Origin of the sequence: Pseudomonas sp. CM25, assembly GCF_013179705.1 — a bacterium.
Taxonomy (GTDB): Bacteria; Pseudomonadota; Gammaproteobacteria; order Pseudomonadales; family Pseudomonadaceae; genus Aquipseudomonas.
On sequence record NZ_JABMCW010000007.1, the window covers coordinates 22121 to 46602 of the forward strand.

Annotated in this window: 21 protein-coding genes; 9 read left to right on the forward strand and 12 right to left on the reverse strand. The window is 63.3% G+C overall.

Annotated features, from left to right (window positions below):
• Window positions 1-7: 7 nt before the first annotated feature.
• The 7 genes from HP546_RS01600 to HP546_RS01630 all read right to left on the reverse strand — a co-directional run bounded on the left by HP546_RS01600 (window position 8) and on the right by HP546_RS01630 (window position 9817).
• Window positions 8-934 (reverse strand): ABC transporter permease subunit, encoded by a 927-nt coding sequence (locus HP546_RS01600; RefSeq protein ID WP_172218981.1) that lies wholly within the window; start codon window positions 932-934, stop codon window positions 8-10.
• 10 nt (window positions 935-944) lie between these two features.
• Window positions 945-1955, reverse strand: coding sequence for an ABC transporter permease subunit (locus HP546_RS01605; protein WP_027920247.1), 1011 nt, complete (start codon window positions 1953-1955; stop codon window positions 945-947).
• Between the two features lie 91 nt (window positions 1956-2046).
• Window positions 2047-3657, reverse strand: a complete 1611-nt coding sequence (locus HP546_RS01610) for an ABC transporter substrate-binding protein (RefSeq protein WP_172218983.1) — start codon at window positions 3655-3657, stop codon at window positions 2047-2049.
• Between the two features lie 78 nt (window positions 3658-3735).
• Entirely contained in the window at window positions 3736-5115 is a 1380-nt protein-coding gene (locus HP546_RS01615; protein ID WP_172218985.1) for an OprD family porin, read from the reverse strand.
• Between the two features lie 229 nt (window positions 5116-5344).
• Window positions 5345-6937: an ABC transporter substrate-binding protein gene (locus HP546_RS01620; protein WP_172218987.1), complete on the reverse strand. Its 1593-nt coding sequence runs from the start codon at window positions 6935-6937 to the stop codon at window positions 5345-5347.
• A 146-nt stretch (window positions 6938-7083) separates the two neighbouring features.
• Window positions 7084-8709 (reverse strand): ABC transporter substrate-binding protein, encoded by a 1626-nt coding sequence (locus HP546_RS01625; protein WP_172218989.1) that lies wholly within the window; start codon window positions 8707-8709, stop codon window positions 7084-7086.
• Between the two features lie 391 nt (window positions 8710-9100).
• The gene (locus HP546_RS01630) at window positions 9101-9817 is read right to left on the reverse strand and encodes an SIMPL domain-containing protein (RefSeq protein ID WP_172218991.1); all 717 of its coding nucleotides are present in this window, start codon (window positions 9815-9817) and stop codon (window positions 9101-9103) included.
• A gap of 201 nt (window positions 9818-10018) precedes the next feature.
• Between HP546_RS01630 and HP546_RS01635 the strand changes: the two genes are divergently transcribed.
• The 4 genes from HP546_RS01635 to HP546_RS01650 all read left to right on the forward strand — a co-directional run bounded on the left by HP546_RS01635 (window position 10019) and on the right by HP546_RS01650 (window position 14410).
• A complete protein-coding gene (locus HP546_RS01635) occupies window positions 10019-11275 on the forward strand; it encodes an ATP-binding protein (protein ID WP_172218993.1) in 1257 nt (418 codons plus the stop codon).
• Complete coding sequence (locus tag HP546_RS01640; RefSeq protein ID WP_172218995.1) at window positions 11275-11835, forward strand: response regulator transcription factor; 561 nt, start codon at window positions 11275-11277, stop codon at window positions 11833-11835. The genes HP546_RS01635 and HP546_RS01640 overlap by 1 nt, the downstream gene beginning before the upstream one ends.
• 215 nt (window positions 11836-12050) lie before the next feature.
• On the forward strand, window positions 12051-12992 hold the full coding sequence (locus HP546_RS01645) for an AEC family transporter (protein WP_172218997.1): 942 nt from the start codon (window positions 12051-12053) through the stop codon (window positions 12990-12992).
• A 56-nt stretch (window positions 12993-13048) separates the two neighbouring features.
• Window positions 13049-14410 carry an amino acid permease gene (locus tag HP546_RS01650; RefSeq protein ID WP_172218999.1) on the forward strand — a complete coding sequence of 454 codons (1362 nt, stop codon included), beginning with the start codon at window positions 13049-13051 and terminating at the stop codon, window positions 14408-14410.
• A 97-nt stretch (window positions 14411-14507) separates the two neighbouring features.
• On the opposite strand, the gene HP546_RS01655 is transcribed toward HP546_RS01650, so the two are convergent.
• The 5 genes from HP546_RS01655 to gatC form a co-directional block, all read right to left on the reverse strand.
• Window positions 14508-15551 (reverse strand): calcium/sodium antiporter, encoded by a 1044-nt coding sequence (locus tag HP546_RS01655; RefSeq protein ID WP_172219015.1) that lies wholly within the window; start codon window positions 15549-15551, stop codon window positions 14508-14510.
• Window positions 15552-15611: 60 nt separating this feature from the next.
• Complete coding sequence (locus HP546_RS01660; RefSeq protein WP_172219001.1) at window positions 15612-15986, reverse strand: septal ring lytic transglycosylase RlpA family protein; 375 nt, start codon at window positions 15984-15986, stop codon at window positions 15612-15614.
• Window positions 15987-16139: 153 nt separating this feature from the next.
• A complete protein-coding gene (gene gatB, locus HP546_RS01665; RefSeq protein WP_172219003.1) occupies window positions 16140-17585 on the reverse strand; it encodes an Asp-tRNA(Asn)/Glu-tRNA(Gln) amidotransferase subunit GatB in 1446 nt (481 codons plus the stop codon).
• 11 nt (window positions 17586-17596) lie between these two features.
• Complete coding sequence (gatA, locus tag HP546_RS01670) at window positions 17597-19048, reverse strand: Asp-tRNA(Asn)/Glu-tRNA(Gln) amidotransferase subunit GatA (RefSeq protein WP_172219005.1); 1452 nt, start codon at window positions 19046-19048, stop codon at window positions 17597-17599.
• Between the two features lie 15 nt (window positions 19049-19063).
• Window positions 19064-19351, reverse strand: coding sequence for an Asp-tRNA(Asn)/Glu-tRNA(Gln) amidotransferase subunit GatC (gene gatC, locus HP546_RS01675; protein WP_172219007.1), 288 nt, complete (start codon window positions 19349-19351; stop codon window positions 19064-19066).
• Window positions 19352-19555: 204 nt separating this feature from the next.
• Here gatC and mreB point away from each other — a divergent pair, with 204 nt between their 5' ends.
• From mreB to rng, 5 genes are all read left to right on the forward strand, one after another.
• On the forward strand, window positions 19556-20593 hold the full coding sequence (mreB, locus tag HP546_RS01680; protein WP_003255163.1) for a rod shape-determining protein MreB: 1038 nt from the start codon (window positions 19556-19558) through the stop codon (window positions 20591-20593).
• 165 nt (window positions 20594-20758) lie between these two features.
• Window positions 20759-21784: a rod shape-determining protein MreC gene (gene mreC, locus HP546_RS01685; protein ID WP_172219017.1), complete on the forward strand. Its 1026-nt coding sequence runs from the start codon at window positions 20759-20761 to the stop codon at window positions 21782-21784.
• Window positions 21784-22272: a rod shape-determining protein MreD gene (mreD, locus tag HP546_RS01690; RefSeq protein WP_172219009.1), complete on the forward strand. Its 489-nt coding sequence runs from the start codon at window positions 21784-21786 to the stop codon at window positions 22270-22272. Before mreC ends, mreD begins: the two co-directional genes overlap by 1 nt.
• A 33-nt stretch (window positions 22273-22305) precedes the next feature.
• Complete coding sequence (locus HP546_RS01695; protein WP_172219011.1) at window positions 22306-22914, forward strand: nucleoside triphosphate pyrophosphatase; 609 nt, start codon at window positions 22306-22308, stop codon at window positions 22912-22914.
• A gap of 57 nt (window positions 22915-22971) precedes the next feature.
• The gene (gene rng, locus HP546_RS01700) at window positions 22972-24429 is read left to right on the forward strand and encodes a ribonuclease G (RefSeq protein ID WP_172219013.1); all 1458 of its coding nucleotides are present in this window, start codon (window positions 22972-22974) and stop codon (window positions 24427-24429) included.
• Window positions 24430-24482: the final 53 nt, after the last annotated feature.

Below are 24482 nucleotides of genomic sequence, written 5' to 3' on the forward strand. Positions count from 1 at the left end.
GTTCTCCTCAGGCGGCGTTCTTGAGTTTCGGGTCCAGCGCATCGCGCAGGCCGTCGCCCATCAGGTTGATTGCCAGCACACTGAGCAGAATGGTGATGCCCGGCAGGCTCACCACCCACCAGGCGCGCTCGATGTAGTCACGGGCCGACGCCAGCATGGTGCCCCACTCGGGGGTTGGCGGTTGTACGCCCAGGCCCAGGAAGCCCAGGGCGGCGGCATCCAGAATCGCCGAAGAAAAGCTCAAGGTGGCCTGCACGATCAGCGGCGCCATGCAGTTGGGCAGCACGGTGACGAACATCAGCCGCGGCAGCCCGGCACCGGCCAGGCGCGCGGCGGTGACGTAGTCGCGGTTCAGTTCGCCCATCACCGCAGCGCGGGTCAGGCGCACGTAGGAGGGCAGCGAAACGATGGCGATGGCAATCACCGTGTTGATCAGGCCTGGGCCGAGGATGGCGACGATGGCTACGGCCAGCAGCAACGACGGCAGGGCCAGCATCACGTCCATCAGGCGCATGATCGACGGCCCGAGAATTTGCGGGAAAAAGCCGGCCAGCAGGCCCAGCAGGATGCCCGGGATCAGCGACATCACCACCGACGACAGGCCGATCAGCAACGACAGCCGCGCGCCCTGGATCAACCGCGAAAGCAGGTCGCGGCCCAGTTCGTCGGTACCGAGGATGAACTGCCAGGTGCCGCCTTCGAGCCACACCGGCGGGGTCAGCAGGAAGTCGCGGTATTGCTCGCTCGGGTCATGCGGGGCGACCCAGGGAGCGAACAGTGCGCAGAACACCACCAGGCACATGAAGGCCAGGCCCATTACCGCGCCCTTGTTGCGCGCGAAGGCTTGCCAGAACTCTTTGTACGGCGAAGGGTAGAGCAGGCTGTGGTCCACCGGGCTGGCCGGCGCCACAGGTTTTGCAATCGGGCTAGTCATGGCAAGGGCCTCAGCGCTGATGACGGATGCGTGGGTTGGCCAGGCCGTAGAGAATGTCCACGACGAAGTTGACCAGGATTACCAGGCAGGCGATCAACAGGATGCCGTTCTGGACCACGGGGTAGTCGCGGGCGCCGATGGCTTCGATCAGCCACTTGCCGATGCCCGGCCATGAAAAGATGGTTTCGGTCAGCACCGCCCCCGCCAGCAGCGTGCCGACCTGCAGGCCGAATACGGTCAGAACCGGGATCAGCGCGTTGCGCAGGCCGTGCACGAACACCACGCGGGCTGGCGACAGACCCTTGGCGCGGGCGGTGCGGATATAGTCCTCGCGCAGCACTTCGAGCATCGACGAGCGGGTCATGCGGGCGATCACCGCCAGCGGGATGGTACCGAGCACGATGGCCGGCAGGATCAGGTGCATCACCGCGTCCTTGAACGCGCCTTCTTCGTCGCTGAGCAGGGTGTCGATGAGCATGAAGCCGGTCTTCGGCTCGATGTCGTAGAGCAGGTCGATGCGCCCGGACACCGGGGTCCAGCCCAGGCTGACCGAGAAGAACATGATCAGGATCAGGCCCCACCAGAAGATCGGCATCGAGTAGCCGGCCAGCGATATGCCCATCACCCCATGGTCGAACAGCGAGCCACGCTTGAGCGCGGCGATCACCCCGGCCAGCAGGCCGACGACGCCGGCGAACAGCAGGGCGGCCAGGGCCAGTTCGAGGGTAGCGGGGAACAGGGTGAGGAACTCGGTCCATACGCTTTCGCGGGTGCGCAGCGATTCACCCAGGTCACCGTGGGCCAGCTTGCCGACGTAGTCCAGGTACTGGACCGGCAGCGGCTTGTTCAGGCCCAGGCGCTCCATGGCCTGGGCATGCATTTCGGGGTCGACCCTGCGCTCGCCCATCATCACTTCCACCGGGTCGCCGGGGATCAGGCGTATAAGCGCGAAGGTGAGCAAGGTGATGCCGAAAAAGGTCGGTATCAGCAGGCCAAGGCGCCGGGCAATAAAACTCAACATTGTCGGGGTTACCTCATCAGGCCGTGCGGCCAACAGCGCGCGACGGCAGTGCCGCCGGTCCCCGTGAGGGTTGCCGGCGGTCGTTGTTGTTCTACTTCACCTTGGTGGTGGCGAAGTTGTTGTTGGTCAGAGGGCTGATCACGTAGCCCTCCACGTTGTCACGCATGGCCGTGAACACCTTCGGGTGGGCCATGCTGATCCAGGGTTGGTCGTCATCGTACACTTTCAATGCCTCGCTATAGAGCCTTGCGCGTTCGTCGTTGTCGATCACCTCGCGGGCCTGGGTAATCAGGTCCTGGAATTTCGAGTTGCACCAGCGCGCGTAGTTCTCGCCGTTTTTTGCCGCTTCGCAGCTCAGCAGCGGGGTAAGAAAGTTGTCCGGGTCGGCGTTGTCACCTGCCCAGCCGGTGGACACCAGGTCGGCTTCGCCCTTTTTCGCCCGGCGCAGCATTTCGGCCCACTCCATCACGCGAATGTCCAGCTTCAGGCCGATCTGTTTCAGGTCGGCCTGCAGCATTTCGGCGGACAGGCGCGGGTTGGGGTTGGTCATGCCGCCGCCGTTACGGGTGAACAACGTGATCACTGCGCCTTCCGGTACGCCAGCTTCCTTGAGCAAGGCACGCGCCTTGTCGAGGTCGCGGGGAGGGTTCTGGTTGCTGGTGTTGTAGCCGATCATGGTCGGCGGGTACGGGTTCACGCCCACTAGCGCGTTGCCTTTGCCAAACAGCTGGTCAACATGGCTCTGCCGGTCGAAGGCCATGTTGATGGCTTTACGCACGCGCACGTCGCTGAGGTACTTGTGCTGGGTATTCATGGCGATATAGCCGGTGACCAGCGCTTCGGTCTCGGCCACCTTGAGCCTGGGGTCGGCCTTGATCGACGGCACGTCCTCCGGTTTGGGGTACACGGCGACCTGGCATTCGTTGGCGCGCAGCTTCTGCAAGCGCACGTTGCTGTCGGTACTGATGGCGAATACCAGGCTCTCGGCTGGCGGCTTGCCGCGGAAGTAGTCGGGGTTGGCCTTGAAGCGGACCTGGGCGTCCTTGTTGTAGCGCTGGAAGATGAACGGGCCGGTGCCGATCGGCTTGCTGTTCAATTGGGCGGTGTTACCGGCCTTGAGCAACTGGTCGCCGTATTCGGCGGAGTAGATCGAGGTAAAGGCCATTGCCATGTCACGCAGGAACGGCGATTCGGGGCGGGCCAGGGTGATCACCACGGTGTGCTCGTCGATCTTTTCCACCGACTTGAGCAGGCGGCTGAAGGACATGCTTTCGAAGTACGGGTAGCCGACACTGGTCTTGCCATGCCACGGGTGGGCCGGGTCGAGCTGGCGCCGCAAGCTCCACAGCACGTCGTCGGCGTTGAAGTCCCGGGTGGGGGTGAAGTAGTCAGTGGTGTGGAACTTCACGCCCTGGCGCAGGTGGAAGGTGTAGGTCAGGCCATCTGCCGAAATGTCCCAGCGTTCGGCCAGGGCTGGCTGCACGTCAGTGGTACCGGGCTTGAAGTCGACCAGGCGGTTGAACAGCGTTTCTGCGGTGGCATCGAAGGTGACCCCAGTGGTGTACTGGACCACGTCGAACCCTTCCGGGCTGGCTTCGGTGCATACCACCAGCGGCTTGGCCGCCAGCTGCGTGGCACTGCCCAGGACCAGTGCGGCCAGGGCAAGGCGCAGCGGTAGCGATTTCATGAAAGCTTTCTGCATGGGTTGAGTTCTCCCTGCTTGCATGGGTTCCAGCGTAGCCGCCACGGCCCGCCGTGAAGCGGACCGTGGCGTCAACGGTCAGAGAATGTTGAACGGAATGGTGGTCACCACGCGGAACTCGTCCAGGCTGCCATCGCCCTGGGCCTTGCTGGCGCGGTGGGTGGTGTAGGTGGCGCGGATGCTGGTGTCTTTCAGCGGCCCGCTCTGCACCGCGTAGCTGCTGCCGATGCCCCACTCGTAGTGGGTTTCGCCATCCAGGCCTTTCACGTCATAGGCCGTGCCGCGGTAGTGCGTGCCATCGATGCCCCAGCCGCGGGCGTTGTACAGGTTGAACTTCAGGCCCGGCACGCCATAGGGCGCCATGTTCAGCACGTAGGAAATCTGCAGCGACTTCTCGTTGGGGCCGTTGAAGTCCGACAGCAGCGAGTTGGCCAGGAAGATGCCGTTGGTTTCGTGCAGGTAGTCGAAGTACTCGTTGCCGTTCACCTGCTGCCACGAAGCGCTGAGGGTGTGCGCCTGATGGGTCAGTCCGAGCGACAGGCTGTAGGTGTCGTTGTCGATCTTGCCCATCTTCTGGCTGCCGGCGTCGACAGTCTTGTAGTAGTTCAGGCCGGTGTTCAGGCTGAGCACCGCGCTGTCGCCGAGCACGTGGTTGGCGCCGAAGTAGTACTGGTTCCAGAAGTCGTCGACCTTGGTGGCGTACAGGCTGGTGCTGAGGCTTCTGAACGGCTGGTAGTTGATGCCGGCGGTGCTGGCGCGGTCGGTTTCAACGCCGGCGGCGCCGTACTCGCTGCGGAACTTGCTCAGGCTCTGCTCGGTACGTGGCGAGACGCGGTCGAAGGTGCCCAGGTCGATGCTGAGGTTGTCGAACTCGGCGCTGTGCAGGAACGCGCCCTGGAAGCTTGAGGGCAGGGCACGGTTGCCGATGTAGGCGAGCATCGGCGTATCCACCGACTGGCGGCCCAGGGTCAGGGTGGTGTTGGACACGCGCGCCTTGATGTTGCCCAGGCCCAGTTTGCTCCACTGGCCGATGGGATCGCCGTCGCTGTGGGTCAGTGTGCGGTTATTGGGCCCGGCAATGGCCTGGCGGCTCTGCTGCAGGGCGATGGCGTTGAAGCCGGCGGCCTCGACGGCAAAGCCCACAGTGCCCTCGGTGAAGCCCGAGCTGTAGTTGAGGATGGTGCCCTGTAGCCAGTTTTCGCGGCTGTGGGTGTCGTGGCGGGTGCCGTCATTCTTGTAGTACTTCCACAGCGGGGCGCGTGCGGCGCGTTCGCGGGCGTACCAGTTGCGGGTGCTACCGGACAGGCTCTGGCCGTCGATGAAACCGCTGGCCTGGGCCTGCTCGCTGCTGTCCTTCAAGGTGATGGGGATGAAAGCCTGGCTTTGCGGGTCGGCCTGGGCCATGGTGGTCAAGGCACCGATGGATAACGCCAGTGCGGTCAAGGTGAATGCTTTCAAGGTTGAAGCTCCTTTTCTTTTCTAGTTATTGCCGGCCTTGTGAGCCGGGGTGCTTGTAGCGGTGTTGCCAGGGGTGCCACGGGATCGCCGGGCTGAATTTGGGAGATGTGTTGCCTGTGCCGGCCTTTTCGCGGGTAAACCCGCTCCCACAGGTAGGGCGCTAATGCCGAACCTGTTGTAAACCTGTGGGAGCGGGTTCACCCGCGAAGAGGCCGGCCCTGGCTAATGCCTAGTCAACACTCACACCGGAAAAATCATTGCGTCCGAACGGGCTGACCTTGAACCCGGAAACCTTGATGCCAAGTGGCTGGTTGACCGTGGAATGCGCCACCGGGGTAATCGGGACCTGCTGCTTTAGCCGCTGCTGGGCTTGCTGGTACAGCGCGCTGCGCTGCGCGCGATCGGTTACCTGCTTGGCCTGTTTGACCAGGCTGTCGTACTGCGGATCGCACCACAGCGAGTAGTTGTTGCTGCCGATGGCATCGCAGCTATAGAGGGTGCCCAGCCAGTTGTCCGGGTCGCCGTTGTCACCGGTCCAGCCGATCAGGGCGATGTCGTGTTCGCCGCTTTTCATGCGCTTGAGGTACTCGCCCCATTCGTAGCTGACGATGCGCACCTTGAAGCCGAGCTTGGTCCAGTCGGCCTGGAGCATTTCGGCCATCAGCTTGGCGTTGGGGTTATACGGGCGCTGCACCGGCATGGCCCAGAGGGTGACCTCGGTGCCCGGCTTGACCCCCGCCTGCTGCAAGAGCTGCCTGGCCTTTTCCGGGTCGTAGGGTGCGTCCTTCAGGCTTTTGTCGTAGGACCATTGGGTTGGCGGCATGGCGTTGACTGCCCGTTGGCCGGAGTCTTGGTACACCGCCTGGAGAATCGCTTGCTTGTTGACTGCCATGTCCATCGCCTGGCGCACTTCCAGGCGGTCGAACGGGGGGTGCTGGGTGTTGTAGGCGATGTAGCCAAGGTTGAAGCCCGGTTGCTGCAACACCTGCAACTTGCTGTCGGCCTTGAGCGCCGGCAGGTCGGCCGGGCGTGGGTGCAGGGTGACCTGGCACTCGTTGCGCCGTAGCTTCTGGATGCGCACCGAAGGGTCGATGTTGATCGAGAACACCAGGTTGTCGAGCTTGACCTGCTCCGGTGCCCAGTAGTCCTTGTTGCCCTTGTAGCGGATCTGCGAGTCCTTCTGGTAACGCTGGAACACAAACGCCCCGGTGCCGATCGGTTGCTGGTTGATGTCGCTGGGGCGACCGCTGGCCAGCAGTTGCTCGGCGTATTCGGCAGACAGTATCGAGGCGAAGCTCATGGCCAGGTTCTGGATGAACGCGGCGTCGACCGTATTCAGGGTGAACACCACGGTCAGCGGGTCGACCTTGTCGACACCGGCGATGTTCTTGTCCAGGCCCATGCTGATGAAATAGGGGAACTCGGTAGGGTACGCCTTGCGGAACGGGTGGTCCTTGTCGAGCATGCGATTGAAGGTGAACAGCACATCGTCGGCATTGAAGTCGCGGCTCGGGGTAAAGGCCTTGTTGCTGTGGAACTTGACCCTCTCGCGCAGGTGGAAGGTATAGCGCAGGCCATCGTCGGAGACTTCCCAGCGGGTCGCCAAAGCAGGGTGCACGGCTGTGCCGCCGCGTTCGAACTCGACCAGGCGGTTGTAGATCGGCTCGGCGGCGTCGTTGTCGGTGGCGCTGGTGTACTGGGCGGTGTCGAAGCCTGCGGGGCTGCCTTCGGAACAGAACACCAGGTTGTTGGCCAGCAAGGCCGGTGACTGGCTCATCAGGCCCAGGGCCAGCAGGGTCGAAAGGCGGGTAGCGTGGCGCATGGCAAGTCCTTTTTCGTCTGTTTGCGCCGTCTCGGGGTACGAATGACGGCAACAGTTCGCCGACCCCGCAGCGGATAGCCGCAGGACGACATGCAAAAGTTGCTGGAGGAAGGGGCGCCCGCGGCTCGGCGGGCGCCGGCGTTACCCTATTTGTCCACGCTGACGCCGTAGAAGGAGTTCAGCGCAAACGGGCTGATCTTGAAGTCCTTCACTTTGGCGCTCATGGGCTGGTACACGGTGGAGTGGGCGATCGGGGTGATCGGCACCTGCTCCTTGAGGATGTGCTGCGCCTGCTGGTACAGCGCGGTGCGTCTGGCCTGGTCGGAGGTGGCCTTGGCCTGCTTGATCAGGTCGTCGTAGGGCTTGTAGCACCATTTGGAGAAGTTGTTGCCGTCCACGGCATCGCAACCGTAAAGCGTGCCCAGCCAGTTGTCCGGGTCACCGTTGTCACCGCTCCAGCCAATCAGCATGGCGCCCTGTTCGCCGCCCTTGGAGCGCTTGATGTACTCGCCCCATTCATAGCTGACGATCTTCGCCTTGATGCCGATCTTGGCCCAGTCGGACTGTAGCATTTCGGCCATCAGCTTGGCATTGGGGTTGTATGGCCGTTGCACGGGCATGGCCCACAGGCTGATCTCGGTACCGTCCTTGATGCCGGCTTCCTTGAGCAGCTGCCTGGCTTTTTCGGGGTCGAACGGGGCGTCCTTGATACTGTCGTCATAGGACCACTGGGTCGGCGGCATGGCGTTGACTGCCAGCTGGCCCGCGCCCTGATACACCGATTCGATGATCTTCTTCTTGTCCACGGCCATGTCCAGTGCCTGGCGCACCTTCAGCTGGGCCATGGGGTTGGGCTCGTTGCTGCCCTTGATCTTGTCCATCACGTTGTAGGCGATGTAGCCCAGGTTGAAGCCGGCCTGCTGCGGCATCTGCAGGTTCTTGTCGGCCTTCAGCGGCTCGATATCGGCCGGGCGCGGGAACAGGGTGACCTGGCACTCGTTCTTCTTCAGCTTCTGCATGCGCACCGAGGCGTCGGTAGTGATGGCGAAGATCAGGTTGTCGATCTTCACGTCCTCGGGCTTCCAGTAGTCCTTGTTGCCCTTGAAGCGGATCTGCGCGTCCTTCTGGTACTTGCTGAACACGAACGGGCCGGTGCCGATCGGCTTCTGGTTGATGTCGGCGGGCTTGCCGCCCTTGAGCAGCTGGTCGGCGTATTCGGCGGACTGAATGGAGGCGAAGCTCATGGCCAGGTTCTGGATGAACGCTGCGTCCACTTCGTTCAGGGTGAACTTCACCGTGTGCTCGTCGAGCTTCTCGAGCTTGGCGATGTTCTTGTCCATGCCCATGTCGGTGAAGTACGGGAACTCGGTGGGGTAGACCTTGCGGAACGGGTGGTCCTTGTCGAGCATGCGGTTGAAGGTGAACAGCACGTCGTCGGCGTTGAAGGGGCGGCTGGGCTTGAAGTAGTCGGTGGTGTGGAACTTGACCCCTTCGCGCAGGTGGAAGGTGTAGGTCTTGCCGTCGTCGGACACTTCCCATTTGGTCGCCAGCCCCGGGATGACTGCAGTGCCGCCGCGTTCGAACTGGGTGAGGCGGTTGAACACGGTCTCGGCCGAGGCATCGAAGTCTGTGCCGGTGGTGTACTGCCCTGGGTCGAAGCCTGCCGGGCTGCCTTCGGAGCAGAACACCAGGTTGGACGCGGCAAGTGCCGACGGAGCACCGGTGAGCAGACCTGCGCCTAGCAGGAACGGAATGACTGCGTGTTTGAGCATGGTGGCCTCATTGTTGTCATTTTTCGATTGAGGTGGCCTCGTGAGCCGACCTGCGGATACTTATGCAGGGGGTGATCCCAATGCAACAGGCATAAGGATAGTTGGCGTCAGAAAAGTAGTACGAACGTACATGGATGTCGCATCGGTATAACTTTCGGCGAAGTTAAACGTTTGCGCAGGCAAAATGATGGCATTTTGCTGGATGTTGCGGGGAGGAAGGGGATGTAGGAAAGCACCTTGATAGTGCGTAGGAAAGGTCTGAAAACACTTGATTTGGCGTTGACGCGGTCCCTGTGGGAGCGGGCGTGCCCGCGAACACCGGCGGAGCCGGTGCCATCCACCGCGTTGGATTCTTCGCGGGCACGCCCGCTCCCACAGGGACTATGTGGCCTTACGGCATCTGCACTTCGATCAAACCATCAGCATTCATGCTCACTTCACTGGTCCCGGCTTCGATATCCGGCGCCGGCGCCGCTTCATCCGCGCCCATGGCCTTCATCGCCATTGGTGCACTGCGCATGTACGGGCGTGGGTAGCCGCTGCTGTTGAGGTTCAAGCTGACCACTTTGTAGCCCTTGCCGCCCAACGCCTCGGTGGCCAGTTGCGCGCGCGCCTTGAAGGCATCGACCGCATCTTTGAGCAGGGCGTCTTCGCTGGTCTTGCGCGTGGCCGGGGCGATGGAGAAGTCCATGCCGCCCATCTTCAATTCCTGCAGCAGGTCGGCGGTGAGCTGGGACAGGGCCGGGAAGTCGGCGCTTTCCAGTCGCAGTTCGGCGCGTTCGCGCCAGCCGGTGATCTTCTGGCCCTTGCTGTCATAGACCGGGTAGCTGTTGCGGCTGCCCTGACTGATCTTCACGTCCTTGACCTGGCGCGACTGCTGCACCGCCTTGTTCATGGTTTCGGTGATCTGCTTGGCGAGCTTGCCCGGGTCGGTGTTCTGCGCTTCGCTGTACAGGGTCACGACCATCAGGTCGCGCGGCACTTCCTTGCTGACTTCGGCGCGCAGCGAAACCTGGTTGTAACGCGGTTCATCGGCGGCCAGCGCCGGCAGGCTGGCGAGCAGGCCGCAGGACAGGATCAGGGCGGTGCCGCGACGTGGGATTTGCATGGGGTACTCCTTGGCAATAAAAGGCGTGGGGTGTGGCCATCCATTCCACGCATGGCCAATCAGACCGGCAACAGTGTAGTGGGTTCAAAAGTGCCATCATGAAGCTGTGACAAAGTGTGGCGCTTTGCCGCAGCGCTGCAGCGAGGCCCCCGGCTTCGGTATACTCCAGCCGATTTTCTGGAGCACTCATCAGGAGAGCTCATGCTCGCTGCCGTACAACCGCTGTCCGCTACCCGCCAGAACCTCTGGCGCCTGACTGTCATTCGCGTACTGGTCCTGGCTGCCCAGGCCGGCTCCGTGGGTGTCGCCTACTGGACCGAACTGCTGCCGTTGCCCTGGCTGTCGCTGGCGGGCACATTGGCCCTGTCGTCGCTGTTGTGTGCCTTCACGGCCCTGCGCCTGCGCCTTTCATTGCCCGTCACCGAAATGGAGTACGCCCTGCAGCTGGCCTGCGACCTGCTGATCCACAGCGCCTTGCTGTATTACTCCGGCGGGTCCACCAACCCGTTCGTCTCGTACTACCTGGTGCCGCTGGCGATTGCCGCAGTGACATTGCCCTGGCTGTACTCGCTGATTCTTTCCGGTATCGCCCTGACCGCCTACAGCATGCTGCTGGTGCAGTTCTACCCGCTCGAAGGCCTGCCCATGGCGCGCGACAAGATGCAGGTCTACGGCATGTGGCTGAGCATCGCCCTGGCCGCGGCAGTGATCACGTTCTTTGCGGCACGCATGGCCGAAGAGCTGCGCCGCCAGGAGCAGCTGCGTTCCGAGCGGCGTGAAGAAAGCCTGCGTGACGAGCAACTGCTGGCCGTGGCCACACAGGCTGCGGGTGCCGCGCACGAGCTGGGCACGCCCCTGGCGACCATGAGCGTACTGATCAACGAGATGCGCCAGGACCACACCGACCCTGTGCTGCAGGAGGACCTGCAGATCCTCCAGGACCAGGTCAAGTTGTGCAAGGAAACCCTGCAGCAACTGGTGCGTGCCGCCGAAGCCAACCGCCGCCTGGCGGTGCAGGAGCAGGATGTGACCGCCTGGCTGGACGAGGCGCTGAACCGCTGGCACCTGATGCGCCCGGAGGCCAGCTACCGCTTCCAGCGCCTGCGTGACGGCCAGGTGCCGCGCCTGACCCCGCCGCCGGACCTGACCCAGGCGCTGTTGAACCTGTTGAACAATGCCGCAGATGCCTGCCCCGATGACCTGCAGGTGCACCTGGACTGGGACGCCCAGGACATCGTCATCAGCATCCGCGACCATGGCCCCGGCGTGCCGCCGGCCATTGCCGAAGCTATCGGCAAACCCTTCATTACCACCAAAGGCAAAGGCTTCGGCCTCGGCCTGTTCTTGAGCAAGGCCAGCGTGACCCGTGCGGGCGGTTCGGTGAAACTCTATAGTCATGAACAGGGTGGCACCCTGACCGAACTGCGCCTGCCTCATGGCAAGCGAGGAGATGAATGATGAGCGAAGAAAACCAGGTCGAAAGCGAAGAGCTGCCGCACCTGCTGCTGGTGGATGACGATGCCACCTTTACCCGGGTCATGGCACGTGCCATGAGCCGCCGCGGTTTCCGTGTAAGCACTGCCAGCTCTGCCGAAGAGGGGTTGATCCTGGCCCAGCAGGACCTGCCGGACTACGCCACGCTGGACCTGAAGATGGAAGGCGACTCTGGCCTGGTGCTGCTGCCCAAGCTGCTGGAGCTGGACCCGGAAATGCGCGTGGTGATCCTGACCGGTTACTCGAGCATTGCCACTGCGGTGGAAGCGGTCAAGCGCGGCGCCTGCAACTACCTGTGCAAACCGGCCGACGCCGACGATGTGCTGGCGGCGTTGCTGTCGGAGCATACCGACCTGGATACCCTGGTGCCGGAAAACCCGATGTCGGTAGACCGCCTGCAATGGGAGCACATCCAGCGCGTGCTGGGCGAGCACGAGGGCAATATCTCGGCCACCGCGCGCGCGCTGGGCATGCACCGGCGGACCTTGCAGCGCAAACTGCAGAAGCGCCCGGTCCGGCGCTGATTCATTTCGCCTGTACCGGCCTCATCGCCGGCAAGCCAGCTCCCACAGGGACGCCACTGGTTCCGAAACCTGTGCAGCACCTGTGGGAGCTGGCTTGCCGGCGATAGGGCCGGTACAGACAGAAATTTCTCTATAACACCCCGCGATCCCCGCAAATCCCGGCCGTTGGCGTATCATTGGCCACCTGACGGCAACCCCTCCAGGATCGCTTGCGCATGCTCGCCCTTCTTATCCAGACGCTGAACATCACGGCACCAGTCTTCGCCATGCTGTTCATGGGCGTACTGCTCAAACGCATCCACCTGATCGACGACAATTTCAACCGCGTCGCCTCGCAGCTGGTGTTCAACGTGTGCATGCCGGCACTGCTGTTCCTTGGTATCTACCACGCCGACCTGGCCTCGGCAGTCAAACCGGGGGTCATCCTCTATTTCATCGTCGCCACTCTGGTCGGCTTTGCCATCGCCTGGGGCATGGCCATCTGGCGCAGCCCGCTGGCCGATCGCGGCATTTATACCCAGGGCGCGTTCCGTGGCAACAACGGTGTGATCGGCCTGGCCCTGGCCGCCAGCCTGTATGGCGACTACGGCATCTCCCTGGGGGCGGTGCTCGCCGGCCTGGTCATCCTCATGTACAACTCGCTGTCGGCGGTGGTGCTGGCGGTATACAGCCCGGACCTCAAGTCCGACCCGTGGAGCATCTGCAAGAGCATTTTCAGCAACCCGCTGATCATCAGCGTGCTGGTGGCCGCGCCGATGGCTTACGGCCAGGTGCCGCTGCCCAACTGGCTGCTGACCTCGGGCGACTACCTGGCGCAGATGACCCTGCCGCTGGCACTGATCTGCATTGGCGGCACGCTGTCGCTGGCGGCGCTTCGCGACAGCGGGAGGCTGGCCGTGGATGCCAGCCTGGTGAAGATGGCCTGGCTGCCCCTGCTTGGCACACTGGGTGCGTGGTTGTGCGGCTTCCGCGGGGCGGAACTTGGCATCCTGTTCCTGTACATCGGCAGCCCGACCGCAGCGGCAAGCTACGTGATGGCGCGGGCGGCCAATGGCAATCATGAACTGGCGGCGTCGATCATCGTCATTACAACGCTAATGGCGGCGATCACCACCAACGTTGGTATTTTCATCTTGCAGTGGGGCGGATGGATCTAGATCCTTGACTGCAAATAACAGCAACAACACTGCCTCACTGAGCTAAAGGACACTTCATGCAAGACCAGAGCACGCCCGAGCGGTTACAGCGCGGGCTGAAGAATCGCCATATCCAGTTGATCGCGCTGGGCGGGGCCATTGGTACCGGTTTGTTCCTGGGCATCGCCCAGACCATCCAGCTGGCTGGCCCCTCCGTACTGCTGGGCTATGCCGTCGCCGGCCTGATGGCCTTCCTGATCATGCGCCAGTTGGGCGAGATGGTGGTCGAAGAGCCGGTAGCCGGCAGCTTCAGTCACTTCGCCCACCAGTACTGGAGCGAGTTCGCCGGCTTCGTCTCGGGGTGGAACTACTGGGTGGTGTATGTGCTGGTCGGCATGGCCGAGCTGACGGCGGTGGGCATCTACGTGCAGTACTGGTGGCCCGACTTCCCCACCTGGGCCACGGCAGCAATCTTCTTCGTGGCAATCAACCTCATCAACCTGACCCAGGTAAAGGTCTATGGCGAGATGGAGTTCTGGTTCGCCCTGGTCAAGGTGGTAGCCATCGTCAGCATGATCGGCTTTGGCGCCTGGCTGCTGACCAGCGGCCATGGCGGCCCGGATGCCAGCGTAGCCAACCTGTGGCAGTACGGCGGCTTCTTCCCTAACGGCGTCAGCGGCCTGGTCATGGCCCTGGCGGTGATCATGTTCTCGTTCGGTGGCCTGGAGCTGGTGGGCATTACCGCCGCCGAGGCCGACAACCCGCGCCAGAGCATCCCCAAGGCCACCAACCAGGTGGTCTACCGCATCCTGATCTTCTACATCGGTGCCCTGGCCGTATTGCTGTCGTTGTACCCGTGGCAGAAGGTGGTGCAGGGCGGCAGCCCGTTCGTGATGATTTTCCACGAGCTGGACAGCGATCTGGTAGCAACCATCCTCAACATCGTGGTGCTGACCGCCGCGCTGTCGGTGTACAACAGCTGCGTATACGCCAACAGCCGCATGCTGTTCGGTCTGGCCAGCCAGGGCGATGCGCCGCGCCAGTTGCTGAAAGTAAGCCGTAGCGGTGTACCGCTGACTGCGCTGGGCGTGTCCGCCTTCGCCACCGGCCTGTGCGTGCTGATCAACTACCTGATGCCGGGGGAGGCGTTTGGCTTGCTGATGGCGCTGGCAGTGTCGGCACTGGTGATCAACTGGGCGAGCATCAGCATCACCCACCTGAAGTTCCGCAAGGCCAAGCTGGCAGCGGGGATAACCCCGTTCTACAAGAGCCTGGGGCATCCGCTGACCAACTACCTGTGTCTGGCGTTCATCGTGCTGATCCTGGTGGTGATGTACCTGACCCCGCCGATCCGGATTTCGGTGATGCTGATTCCGGGGTGGATTGCCGTGCTGTGGGTGGCTTTCAAGTTGAAGAAGGGTCGGCAGGTTCGGCGGTAGATCTTTAGCGCCTGTGATATCGAGCGCCGCCCGCGCGGCGCTCGATATCACGGGCGATGCAACGCTAAAGGCATGCGCATTGTGGCCCTGACGCAACTCAATGCTGCCGCCGCCATGCCCGCACGGTCGTGTACAACAACACAAACGCCAGCACCGGCAGCACATAAAACAGCATCAGCTTTTCCAGGCGGCCCGCCAGCGGCATGCCCATGGTAAAGGCTGCCACGTGCAGGCCATAAGCCAGGTACAGGCAGAGAAACACCAGGCCTTCGGCGCGGGTGATCCGGTAGCCGGAATAGAACACCGGCAGGCTCAGTACCGCCACGCCGAGCATCACCGGCAGGTCGAAGGCCAGGGCGTTGGGCGAGATCGACAGTGGCTCTGGGGTAACCAGCGCGGTCAGCCCCAGCACCGCCAGCAGGTTGAACAGGTTGCTGCCGATCACCGTACCTACGGCGATTTCCCGCTCACCCCGCAGGGCGGCAACCAGCGCTGCGGCCAGTTCCGGCAGGGAGGTGCAGATGGCGACGACCGTCAGGCCGATGATGCGCTCGGACAGGCCCAGATCGGTAGCCACCTCCACCGCGGCATCCAGCAACAGGTGGCCTGCCAGGCTCAGCAGCCCCAGGCCGGCCAGCACCAGCAGCAACGTCCCTGACCAGAAGCGCCGGGCGCTTGCCTTGACGGTGTCCGGGGCGGGATAGGTGCGCGCGTAGTGGCGGGACTGGTGCCAGAGCATTACCAGATAGCCGGCCAGGCCCAGCAGTAGCAGTCCGCCTTCGACCCGACCCAGATGGCCGTTGGCAGACAGCCCGTACACCAGCGCACTGGCGATGATCATCAGCGGGATATCCAGGCGCACCAGCTGGCGCGAAACTCGCAGCGGGATGATCAACGCTGCCAGGCCGAGAATGACCAGCACGTTGAAGATATTGCTGCCGATAACGCTGCCTACCGCCACGTCGGGCGCGCCCTGGTAGGCGGCCTGCAGGCTCACGGTCAGCTGTGGTGCGGTACTGCCGAAGGCCACCAGGCTGAGGCCGATGATCAGCGGGCGTACATGAAGGCGCTGTGCCAGGCGCAGCGCGGCGCGCACCAGCAGTTCGGCGCCGCCTACCAGCAACAGCAGGGCAATGCCCAGTTGCAGCAGGCTGAAAGTGGGAAGGGTGGCGAGGTCGAAAATGGTCGGACTCCTGTCGCGTCAGTCGCTAAGCCCTTGTACCCGTACGCGCGCCGTTCCGCTACGGAGCATGCCGATTTTTTCTGCTGCGGCACGTGACAGGTCGATCAGGCGGCCACGCGTATGCGGGCCACGGTCATTGATGCGCACCACCACACTGCGCTGGTTGGCGGTATTGGTGACCAGCACGCGGCTACCGAATGGCAGGCTGCGGTGGGCGGCGGTGAGGCCATGCTGGTTGAACGGTTCGCCGCTGGCAGTGCGTTTGCCATGGTGGCGTGAGCCGTAATAGGAAGCGGTGCCGGTCTTGTCGTAACCGCGTGGGTCGATGTCATGGCTGGCGCAGCCGGCCAGGAAGGAAAACAGGGCGAGGGTGCCGAGGGATCGTTTCAACAAGTTCTTGCTCCGATGCTGCGGTTGGGGCCGCTGTGCGGCCCATCGCCGGCAAGCCAGCTCCCACAGTTACAGCGCTGCCCTCTAGGGCGATCCTGTACCTGTGGGAGCTGGCTTGCCGGCGATCGAGGGCAAAGCCCTCGCCGCTTTTTCAGCTCACCCTTCGAGCTTGGCCTTGAGCAATTGGTTCACCTGCCCCGGGTTGGCCTTGCCTTTGGACGCTTTCATCGCCTGGCCGACGAAGAAGCCGAACATCTTGCCCCGCTTGGCCTCGTCGGCTGCGCGGTACTGTTCGACCTGCTCGGCGTTGGCTGCCAGCATTTCGTCGAGCATCTTGTCGATCGCACCGGTATCGGTGACCTGTTTCAGGCCTTTGCTCTCGATGATGCTGTCGGCATCGCCTTCACCGGCAGCCATGGCCTCGAACACGGTCTTGGCGATCTTGCCGCTGATGGTGTTGTCGCGGATACGCAGCAGCATGCCGCCCAGCTGTGCGGCGCTGACCGGCGCCTGGTCGATTTCCACGCCCAGCTTGTTCAGCAGGCTGCCCAGCTCGACCATGACCCAGTTGGCAGCCAGCTTGGCGTCGCCGCCGATCTTCACCACTTCTTCGAAGTAGTCCGCCTGTTCGCGGCTGGAGGCCAGCACGTTGGCGTCGTAGGCCGACAGGCCGTACTGGCCCTGGAAGCGCTCGACCTTTTGTGGCGGCAGCTCCGGCAGGCCGGCGCGAATGGAAGCGAGGAAGCTGTCCTCGATCACCACCGGCAGCAGGTCCGGGTCGGGGAAGTAACGGTAGTCGTTGGCTTCCTCCTTGCTGCGCATCGAGCGGGTCTCGTCCTTGTTCGGGTCGTACAGGCGGGTTTCCTGCACCACCTTGCCGCCGTCCTCGATCAGGTCGATCTGGCGCTGGATCTCGGTGTTGATCGCACGCTCGATGAAGCGGAACGAGTTGACGTTCTTGATTTCGCAGCGGGTACCGAACTCCACCTGGCCCTTCGGGCGGATCGACACGTTGCAGTCGCAACGCAGCGAGCCTTCGGCCATGTTGCCATCGCAGATGCCCAGGTAGCGCACCAGTGCGTGGATCGCCTTGACGTAGGCCACCGCTTCCTTGGCGCTGCGCATGTCAGGCTCGGAGACGATTTCCAGCAGCGGGGTGCCGGCGCGGTTCAGGTCGATGCCGGTGGAGCCGCTGAAGTCTTCGTGCAGGCTCTTGCCGGCGTCTTCTTCCAGGTGCGCGCGGGTTACCCCGATGCGCTTGATGGTGCCGTCTTCGAGGGCGATGTCCAGGTGGCCCTTGCCGACGATCGGCAGGTCCATCTGGCTGATCTGGTAGCCCTTGGGCAGGTCAGGGTAGAAGTAGTTCTTGCGCGCGAATACGTTGCGCTTGCCGATTTCGGCATCAATCGCCAGGCCGAACATGCACGCCATGCGCACGGCTTCCTGGTTCAGTACCGGCAGTACGCCGGGCATGCCCAGGTCTACCAGGCTGGCCTGGGTGTTCGGCTCGGAGCCAAAGGTGGTGGCGCTGCCGGAGAAGATCTTCGACTGGGTGGCGAGCTGAGTGTGGATTTCCAGCCCGATCACAACTTCCCATTGCATGTGTGAACTCCTCAGAAGCCGTTGGGGGCGCGGGTGTGCCAGTCGGTCACTTGCTGGTAGCGGTGCGCGACGTTGAGCAGGCGGCCTTCCTGGAAGTACGGCGCCAGCAGCTGTACGCCGACCGGCAGGCCGTCGACGAAGCCGGCTGGCATCGACAGGCCCGGCAGGCCCGCCAGGTTGGCAGTGATGGTGTAGACGTCCTCGAGGTAGGCGGCGACCGGGTCGCTGCTCTTGGCGCCGAGCTTCCAGGCCGGGTTTGGCGTGGTCGGGCCGAGGATCAGGTCGACGTCGTCAAAGGCGGCCATGAAGTCGTTCTTGATCAGGCGGCGGATCTGCTGGGCCTTCACGTAGTAGGCATCGTAGTAGCCGGCCGACAGGGCGTAGGTGCCCACCATGATGCGGCGCTGTACTTCCACGCCAAAGCCTTCGCCACGGGACCGCTTGTACAGGTCGGTGAGGTCCTTGGGTTCCTCGCAGCGGTAGCCGAAACGCACGCCGTCGAAACGCGACAGGTTGGAGGACGCCTCGGCCGGGGCGATCACGTAATAAGCCGGAATGGCATGCTGCATGTTCGGCAGGCTGATTTCCTTGACCACTGCACCGAGCTTTTCCAGCTCCTTTACGCTGGCCTGGACCAGATCGGCGATGCGCGGGTCGAGGCCTGCGCCGAAGTACTCCTTCGGCAGGCCGATGCGCAGGCCCTGCAGCGAGGCATTGAGGTTGGCGCTGTAGTCCGGCACCGGCTCTTCGATGCTGGTGGAGTCCTTGGCGTCGAAACCGGCCATGCCTTGCAGCAGCAGGGCGCAGTCTTCGGCAGTGCGGGCCAGCGGGCCACCTTGGTCGAGGCTGGAGGCATAGGCGATCATGCCCCAGCGCGAAACACGACCGTACGTCGGTTTCAGGCCGGTGAGGTTGGTCAGTGCCGCCGGCTGGCGGATCGAGCCACCGGTGTCGGTGCCGGTGGTGGCCGGCAGCAGGCGCGCGGCCACTGCCGCCGCCGAGCCACCGGACGAGCCGCCCGGGACGTGCTCGAGGTTCCACGGGTTCTTCACCGCGCCGTAGTGGCTGGATTCGTTGGCCGAACCCATGGCGAACTCGTCCATGTTGGTCTTGCCCAGGGTGACCATGCCGGCTTCGGCCAGCTTGGCGACCACGGTGGCGTCGTAGGGCGCCTTGAAGTTGTCGAGCATCTTCGAGCCGCAGCTGGTGCGTACGCCGTTGGTGCAGAACAGGTCCTTGTGGGCGATTGGCGCACCCAGCAGCGCACCGCTTTCGCCTGCGGCACGACGGGCGTCGGCGGCACGCGCCTGGCCCAGGGCCAGGTCTTCGGTGACGCTGATGAAGCTGTTGATTTGCGGGTCGAGCTGCTTGATGCGCGCCAGCAGGGCGCCGGTCAGCTCTTCGGATGAAAACGACGTGTCGGCGAGTCCGCGGGCGATCTCGGCCAGGGTCAATTGATGCATGGCAGGCTCTATCCCTTACTCGATGACTTTGGGAACCAGGTACAGACCGTTTTCGGTCGATGGCGCGATCGCCTGGTAGGTGTCGCGCTGGTTGCTTTCGGTGACCTGGTCGGGACGCAGGCGCTGGCTGGCCTCCAGGGGGTGGGCCAAGGGCTCGATGCCGGTGGTGTCGACCGCTTGCATCTGGTCGACGAGCCCGAGAATGCTGTTCAGGGCATCGGTAATGCGTGGCAGTTCGCCATCATTCAGGCCCAGTCGGGCCAGATGGGCGATCTTTTCCACGTCGCAGCGTTCAAGCGCCATGGTGATCTCCAGGGGAAACAAAGAACGGAATGATGTCCGTGGTGAGGAACATGTCAGCTTTCTGGCGGTCTAACGGCCGCGATCATCTGCTGGCGTGCTCGGAAAAACAGCCAATTTAACATATTGGCTCCTTGCCCAAAATCCCTGCCATTGTTAGAGTTTGCCGCACTTTTTTACCCACGCTTTCCCCAGGGTCACTTTCCCATGTTCAAGAAACTGCGTGGCATGTTTTCCAGCGATCTTTCCATCGACCTGGGTACTGCCAACACCCTTATTTACGTGCGTGAGCGCGGTATCGTCCTGAATGAGCCCTCGGTTGTTGCCATCCGTACCCATGGCAACCAGAAAAGCGTCGTCGCCGTCGGTACCGAAGCCAAACGCATGCTGGGCCGTACGCCTGGCAATATTGCTGCCATTCGTCCGATGAAGGACGGCGTCATCGCCGACTTCAGCGTTTGCGAAAAAATGTTGCAGTATTTTATCAACAAGGTCCACGAGAACAGCTTCCTGCAGCCAAGCCCGCGCGTGCTGATCTGTGTGCCGTGCAAGTCCACCCAGGTAGAGCGCCGCGCCATTCGCGAGTCGGCGCTGGGTGCCGGTGCGCGTGAAGTGTTCCTGATCGAAGAACCCATGGCGGCGGCGATCGGTGCCGGCCTGCCGGTTGAAGAAGCCCGTGGTTCGATGGTCGTGGATATCGGTGGCGGTACCACTGAAATCGCCCTGATCTCGCTGAACGGTGTGGTCTATGCCGAGTCCGTCCGCGTTGGCGGCGACCGCTTCGACGAAGCCATCGTCACCTACGTGCGCCGCAACTACGGCAGCCTGATCGGCGAATCCACCGCCGAGCGCATCAAGCAGGAAATCGGTACGGCCTACCCGGGCGGCGAAGTGCGTGAAGTCGACGTACGCGGCCGCAACCTGGCCGAAGGCGTGCCGCGTGCCTTCACCCTGAACTCCAACGAAGTGCTCGAAGCACTGCAGGAATCGCTGGCGACCATCGTCCAGGCGGTCAAGAGCGCGCTGGAGCAATCGCCGCCGGAGCTGGCCTCCGACATCGCCGAGCGCGGCCTGGTGCTGACCGGTGGTGGCGCGCTGCTGCGTGACCTCGACAAGCTGCTGGCCCAGGAAACCGGCCTGCCGGTGATCGTCGCCGAGGACCCGCTGACCTGCGTCGCCCGTGGCGGTGGTCGTGCCCTGGAGATGATGGACAAGCACGCGATGGACCTGCTCTCCAGCGAGTGATCCCGCTCGCTGTTCATGAGCATCCGGTTTACAGGTAGTACGCACAGTGCTACCTGTATGTGCCGTGCTGGCGCCCGTTGGGGCGCCGTATCCATCAATCCGCAACCAGGCTGGTGCGTTGTCCCATGTCCAATGACCTCCTGAGTCGTCCACGAGGAACGGCCCATTAAACCGCTTTTCTCCAAGGGCCCTTCGCTGGGCGTTCGCCTGCTCGTTCTGGTGGTGATGTCGGTCGCGTTGATGGTTGTCGACGCGCGCTTCGACGTGCTCAAGCCGGTGCGCAGCCAGATGGGCCTGGTGCTGATGGAATCGTACTGGATCACCGACTTGCCGCAGCGTGCCTGGCAAGGCGTGGCCGGCCAGTTCGGCAGCCGCACCGAACTCATCGCCGAAAACGAGAAGCTCAAGACCGAAGCCCTGCTGCTGCAGGGGCGCCTGCAAAAGCTGGCGGCTCTGACCGAGCAGAACGTGCGCCTGCGCGAGTTGCTCAATTCCTCGGCGCTGGTCAACGAAAAGGTCGAAGTGGCCGAGCTGATCGGGGTCGACCCCAACCCGTTCACCCACCGCATCCTGATCAACAAAGGGGAGCGTGACGGTGTGTTCCTGGGGCAGCCGGTACTCGATGCCCGCGGCTTGATGGGCCAGGTGGTCGAACTGATGCCTTACACCTCGCGGGTGCTGCTGCTCACCGACACCACCCACAGCATCCCCGTGCAGGTCAACCGCAATGGCCTGCGCGCCATCGCCAGCGGCACCGGCAACCCGGAGCGCCTGGAGCTGCGCCATGTGGCCGATACTGCCGACATCAAGGAAGGCGACCTGCTGGTCAGTTCCGGCATGGGCCAGCGTTTCCCTGCCGGCTACCCGGTGGCCACGGTCAACGAAGTGATCCACGATTCCGGCCAGCCGTTCGCCATTGTGCGTGCCATTCCCACGGCCGCGCTCAACCGCAGCCGCTACATGTTGCTGGTGTTCAGCGACCGACGTAGCCCGGAACAGCGTGCCACCGACGCAGCCCTTGCCCAGGAAGAGGCCGACCGCAAGGGCTTGGCCGCCCCTGGCCAGCCGGCTGCCACACCTGCTGCGCCAGCCACCCCTGCAGCGCCGGCCACGCCGGCCGCGCAGCCTGCAGTCCCGGCTGTCGCGCCTGCCGCCGCGCCGGCCGCACCCGCTCAACCCCGGAGGCAATGATGGCTGCATCACGCCGCAACAACGGCTGGGTCATCTGGCTGACTTTCGCCATCGGCCTGTTGCTCAGCGTCTCGCCCATGCCGCAGTTCATGGAAGTGTTCCGGCCCATGTGGCTGGCCATGCTGGTGTCGTTCTGGACGCTCGCCGTGCCCGGCAAGGTCGGCATGACCACGGCGTTCGTGCTGGGCCTGGCCGAGGACGTACTGTACGGCACCCTGCTGGGGCAGAACGCGCTGGTGCTGACCCTGATCACCTTCCTGGTGTTGTCCTTGCAGCAGCGCTTGCGGATGTTCCCCATGTGGCAACAAAGCCTGGTCATCCTGGTGATCTTCGGCATCGCCCAGCTGATCCAGCTGTGGCTCAGCGCGCTGACCGGCAACCGCCTGCCCACCCTGGCACTGGTCTGGTCGGCAGTGATCAGCGCCTTGCTCTGGCCGTGGATCAGTTTCGCCCTGCGCGACCTGCGCCGCCGCTTGCGTATCAACTGACGGCGACGCCGCCGCCGACAGGGAGATGTCTGCATGAATACGCTTTACCTGGCCTCTGGCTCGCCCCGTCGTCGTGAACTGCTGACCCAGATCGGCGTGCCGTTCAGCGTCGTCAGCGCCCCCATCGATGAAACCCCGCTTGCCGACGAAAGTGCCCCGGCCTATGTCGAACGCCTGGCCCGGGCCAAGGCCGCCGCGGGCCTTGCCTGCGTTACCGGGCCGGCTGTAGTGCTGGGCGCCGACACCGCCGTGGTGCTCGATGGTCGTATTCTCGGCAAACCGGAAAACCGCGAACATGCGCTGGCCATGCTGGCCGACCTGTCAGGCCGCGAGCACCAGGTACTGACCGCAGTCGCCCTAAGCGACGGCCAGCGGGTGGGCAGCCTGTGTGTCACCAGCACGGTGTGTTTTCGCCCGATCTGCGACGCTGAAGCGCAGCGCTACTGGGCCAGCGGCGAACCGGTCGACAAAGCCGGCGGCTATGCCATCCAGGGCCTGGGCGCGGTGTTCGTGACCGGCCTTGCGGGCAGCTACTCGGCGGTGGTCGGCTTGCCGCTGTGTGAAACAGCCGAATTGCTCGGCCAGTTTGGCATCGCCTGCTGGCAATTGCCTGCGCATGCCCCAGCGGGAGCGAACCGGTAGTAGCCAGCACGTCATACGCCATCCATCATTACAAAAGACCTTAGACGAGAGCCGGCCATGAGTGAAGAGATCCTGATCAACATCACCCCGATGGAGTCACGCGTGGCGGTGGTGGAAAACGGGGTACTGCAGGAAGTGCACGTCGAGCGCACCCAGCGCCGTGGCATCGTCGGCAATATCTACAAGGGCAAGGTGGTGCGGGTGCTTCCGGGCATGCAGGCGGCCTTCGTCGACATCGGCCTGGAGCGCGCGGCGTTCATCCATGCGTCGGAAATTTCCCAGCGCGAAGGCTCGGCAGTAGAGAACATCACCGCCCTGGTGCACGAGGGCCAGGCACTGGTGGTGCAGGTGACCAAGGACCCGATCGGCACCAAGGGCGCGCGCCTGACCACCCAGCTGTCGATTCCGTCGCGCTACCTGGTGTACATGCCGCGCAGCAGCCATGTCGGTATTTCGCTGAAGATCGAGGACGAAGCCGAGCGGGACCGCCTCAAGCAGGTGGTCAGCAACTGCATGGACAGCGAGAACATCAAGGATGCCGGCGGTTTCATCCTGCGTACTGCCGCCGAAGGCGCGCGTGCCGAGGAGATCCTGCAGGACATCCGCTATCTGCGCCGCCTGTGGGAGCAGATCGGCACCCAGATCCAGACCTGCGGTGCGCCCACGGTCATCTACGAAGACCTCGGCCTGGCCCTGCGCACCCTGCGTGACCTGGTCAACCCGAAGATCGAGAAAATACGCATCGACTCGCGGGAAACCTTCCAGAAGACCACGCAGTTCGTCGGCGAACTGATGCCGGAAATTGCCGATCGCCTCGAACACTACCCTGGCGAGCGGCCGATCTTCGATCTGTACGGCGTCGAAGACGAGATCCAGCGTGCCCTGGAACGCAAGGTGCCGCTGAAGTCCGGTGGTTACCTGGTGGTCGACCCGGCCGAAGCGATGACCACCATCGACGTCAACACCGGTGCATTCGTCGGCCATCGCAACCTTGAGGAGACCATCTTCAAGACCAACCTCGAGGCTGCCACCGCCATTGCCCGGCAGCTGCGCCTGCGCAACATCGGCGGCATCATCATCATCGACTTTATCGACATGGAAGATGAAGAGCACCAGCGTCAGGTGCTGCGCACCCTGGAAAAGCAGCTGGAACGCGACCACGCCAAGACCAACATCATCGGTATTACCGAACTGGGCCTGGTGCAGATGACCCGCAAGCGCACGCGTGAAAGCCTTGAGCAGGTGCTGTGCGAGCCGTGCCCGGGCTGCCAGGGCCGCGGCAAGCTGAAAACCCCCGAGACCATCTGTTACGAAATTTTCCGCGAGATCCTTCGTGAGGCCCGTGCCTACCAGGCCGAAGGTTACCGTGTGCTGGCCAACCAGAAGGTGGTCGACCGCCTGCTGGATGAAGAATCCGGCAACGTGGCAGAGCTGGAAACCTTCATCGGGCGAACCATTCGCTTCCAGGTCGAGTCGATGTATTCGCAGGAACAATATGACGTGGTGCTGCTCTGAGGCTTCCTGACCTGCGCTGCGGCGGGTTCGGGCTGGCAAAACCGGCACCGCGG

What these genes read in the sequence shown, in the direction of transcription:
- HP546_RS01600 (WP_172218981.1), bottom strand. Translation starts at nt 934, where the DNA reads ATGACTAGCCCGATTGCAAAACCTGTGGCGCCGGCCAGCCCGGTGGAC.
- HP546_RS01605 (WP_027920247.1), bottom strand. Translation starts at nt 1,955, where the DNA reads ATGTTGAGTTTTATTGCCCGGCGCCTTGGCCTGCTGATACCGACCTTT.
- HP546_RS01610 (WP_172218983.1), bottom strand. Translation starts at nt 3,657, where the DNA reads ATGCAGAAAGCTTTCATGAAATCGCTACCGCTGCGCCTTGCCCTGGCC.
- HP546_RS01620 (WP_172218987.1), bottom strand. Translation starts at nt 6,937, where the DNA reads ATGCGCCACGCTACCCGCCTTTCGACCCTGCTGGCCCTGGGCCTGATG.
- HP546_RS01625 (WP_172218989.1), bottom strand. Translation starts at nt 8,709, where the DNA reads ATGCTCAAACACGCAGTCATTCCGTTCCTGCTAGGCGCAGGTCTGCTC.
- HP546_RS01630 (WP_172218991.1), bottom strand. Translation starts at nt 9,817, where the DNA reads ATGCAAATCCCACGTCGCGGCACCGCCCTGATCCTGTCCTGCGGCCTG.
- HP546_RS01635 (WP_172218993.1), top strand. Translation starts at nt 10,019, where the DNA reads ATGCTCGCTGCCGTACAACCGCTGTCCGCTACCCGCCAGAACCTCTGG.
- HP546_RS01640 (WP_172218995.1), top strand. Translation starts at nt 11,275, where the DNA reads ATGAGCGAAGAAAACCAGGTCGAAAGCGAAGAGCTGCCGCACCTGCTG.
- HP546_RS01645 (WP_172218997.1), top strand. Translation starts at nt 12,051, where the DNA reads ATGCTCGCCCTTCTTATCCAGACGCTGAACATCACGGCACCAGTCTTC.
- HP546_RS01650 (WP_172218999.1), top strand. Translation starts at nt 13,049, where the DNA reads ATGCAAGACCAGAGCACGCCCGAGCGGTTACAGCGCGGGCTGAAGAAT.
- gatB (WP_172219003.1), bottom strand. Translation starts at nt 17,585, where the DNA reads ATGCAATGGGAAGTTGTGATCGGGCTGGAAATCCACACTCAGCTCGCC.
- gatA (WP_172219005.1), bottom strand. Translation starts at nt 19,048, where the DNA reads ATGCATCAATTGACCCTGGCCGAGATCGCCCGCGGACTCGCCGACACG.
- gatC (WP_172219007.1), bottom strand. Translation starts at nt 19,351, where the DNA reads ATGGCGCTTGAACGCTGCGACGTGGAAAAGATCGCCCATCTGGCCCGA.
- mreB (WP_003255163.1), top strand. Translation starts at nt 19,556, where the DNA reads ATGTTCAAGAAACTGCGTGGCATGTTTTCCAGCGATCTTTCCATCGAC.
- mreD (WP_172219009.1), top strand. Translation starts at nt 21,784, where the DNA reads ATGGCTGCATCACGCCGCAACAACGGCTGGGTCATCTGGCTGACTTTC.
- HP546_RS01695 (WP_172219011.1), top strand. Translation starts at nt 22,306, where the DNA reads ATGAATACGCTTTACCTGGCCTCTGGCTCGCCCCGTCGTCGTGAACTG.
- rng (WP_172219013.1), top strand. Translation starts at nt 22,972, where the DNA reads ATGAGTGAAGAGATCCTGATCAACATCACCCCGATGGAGTCACGCGTG.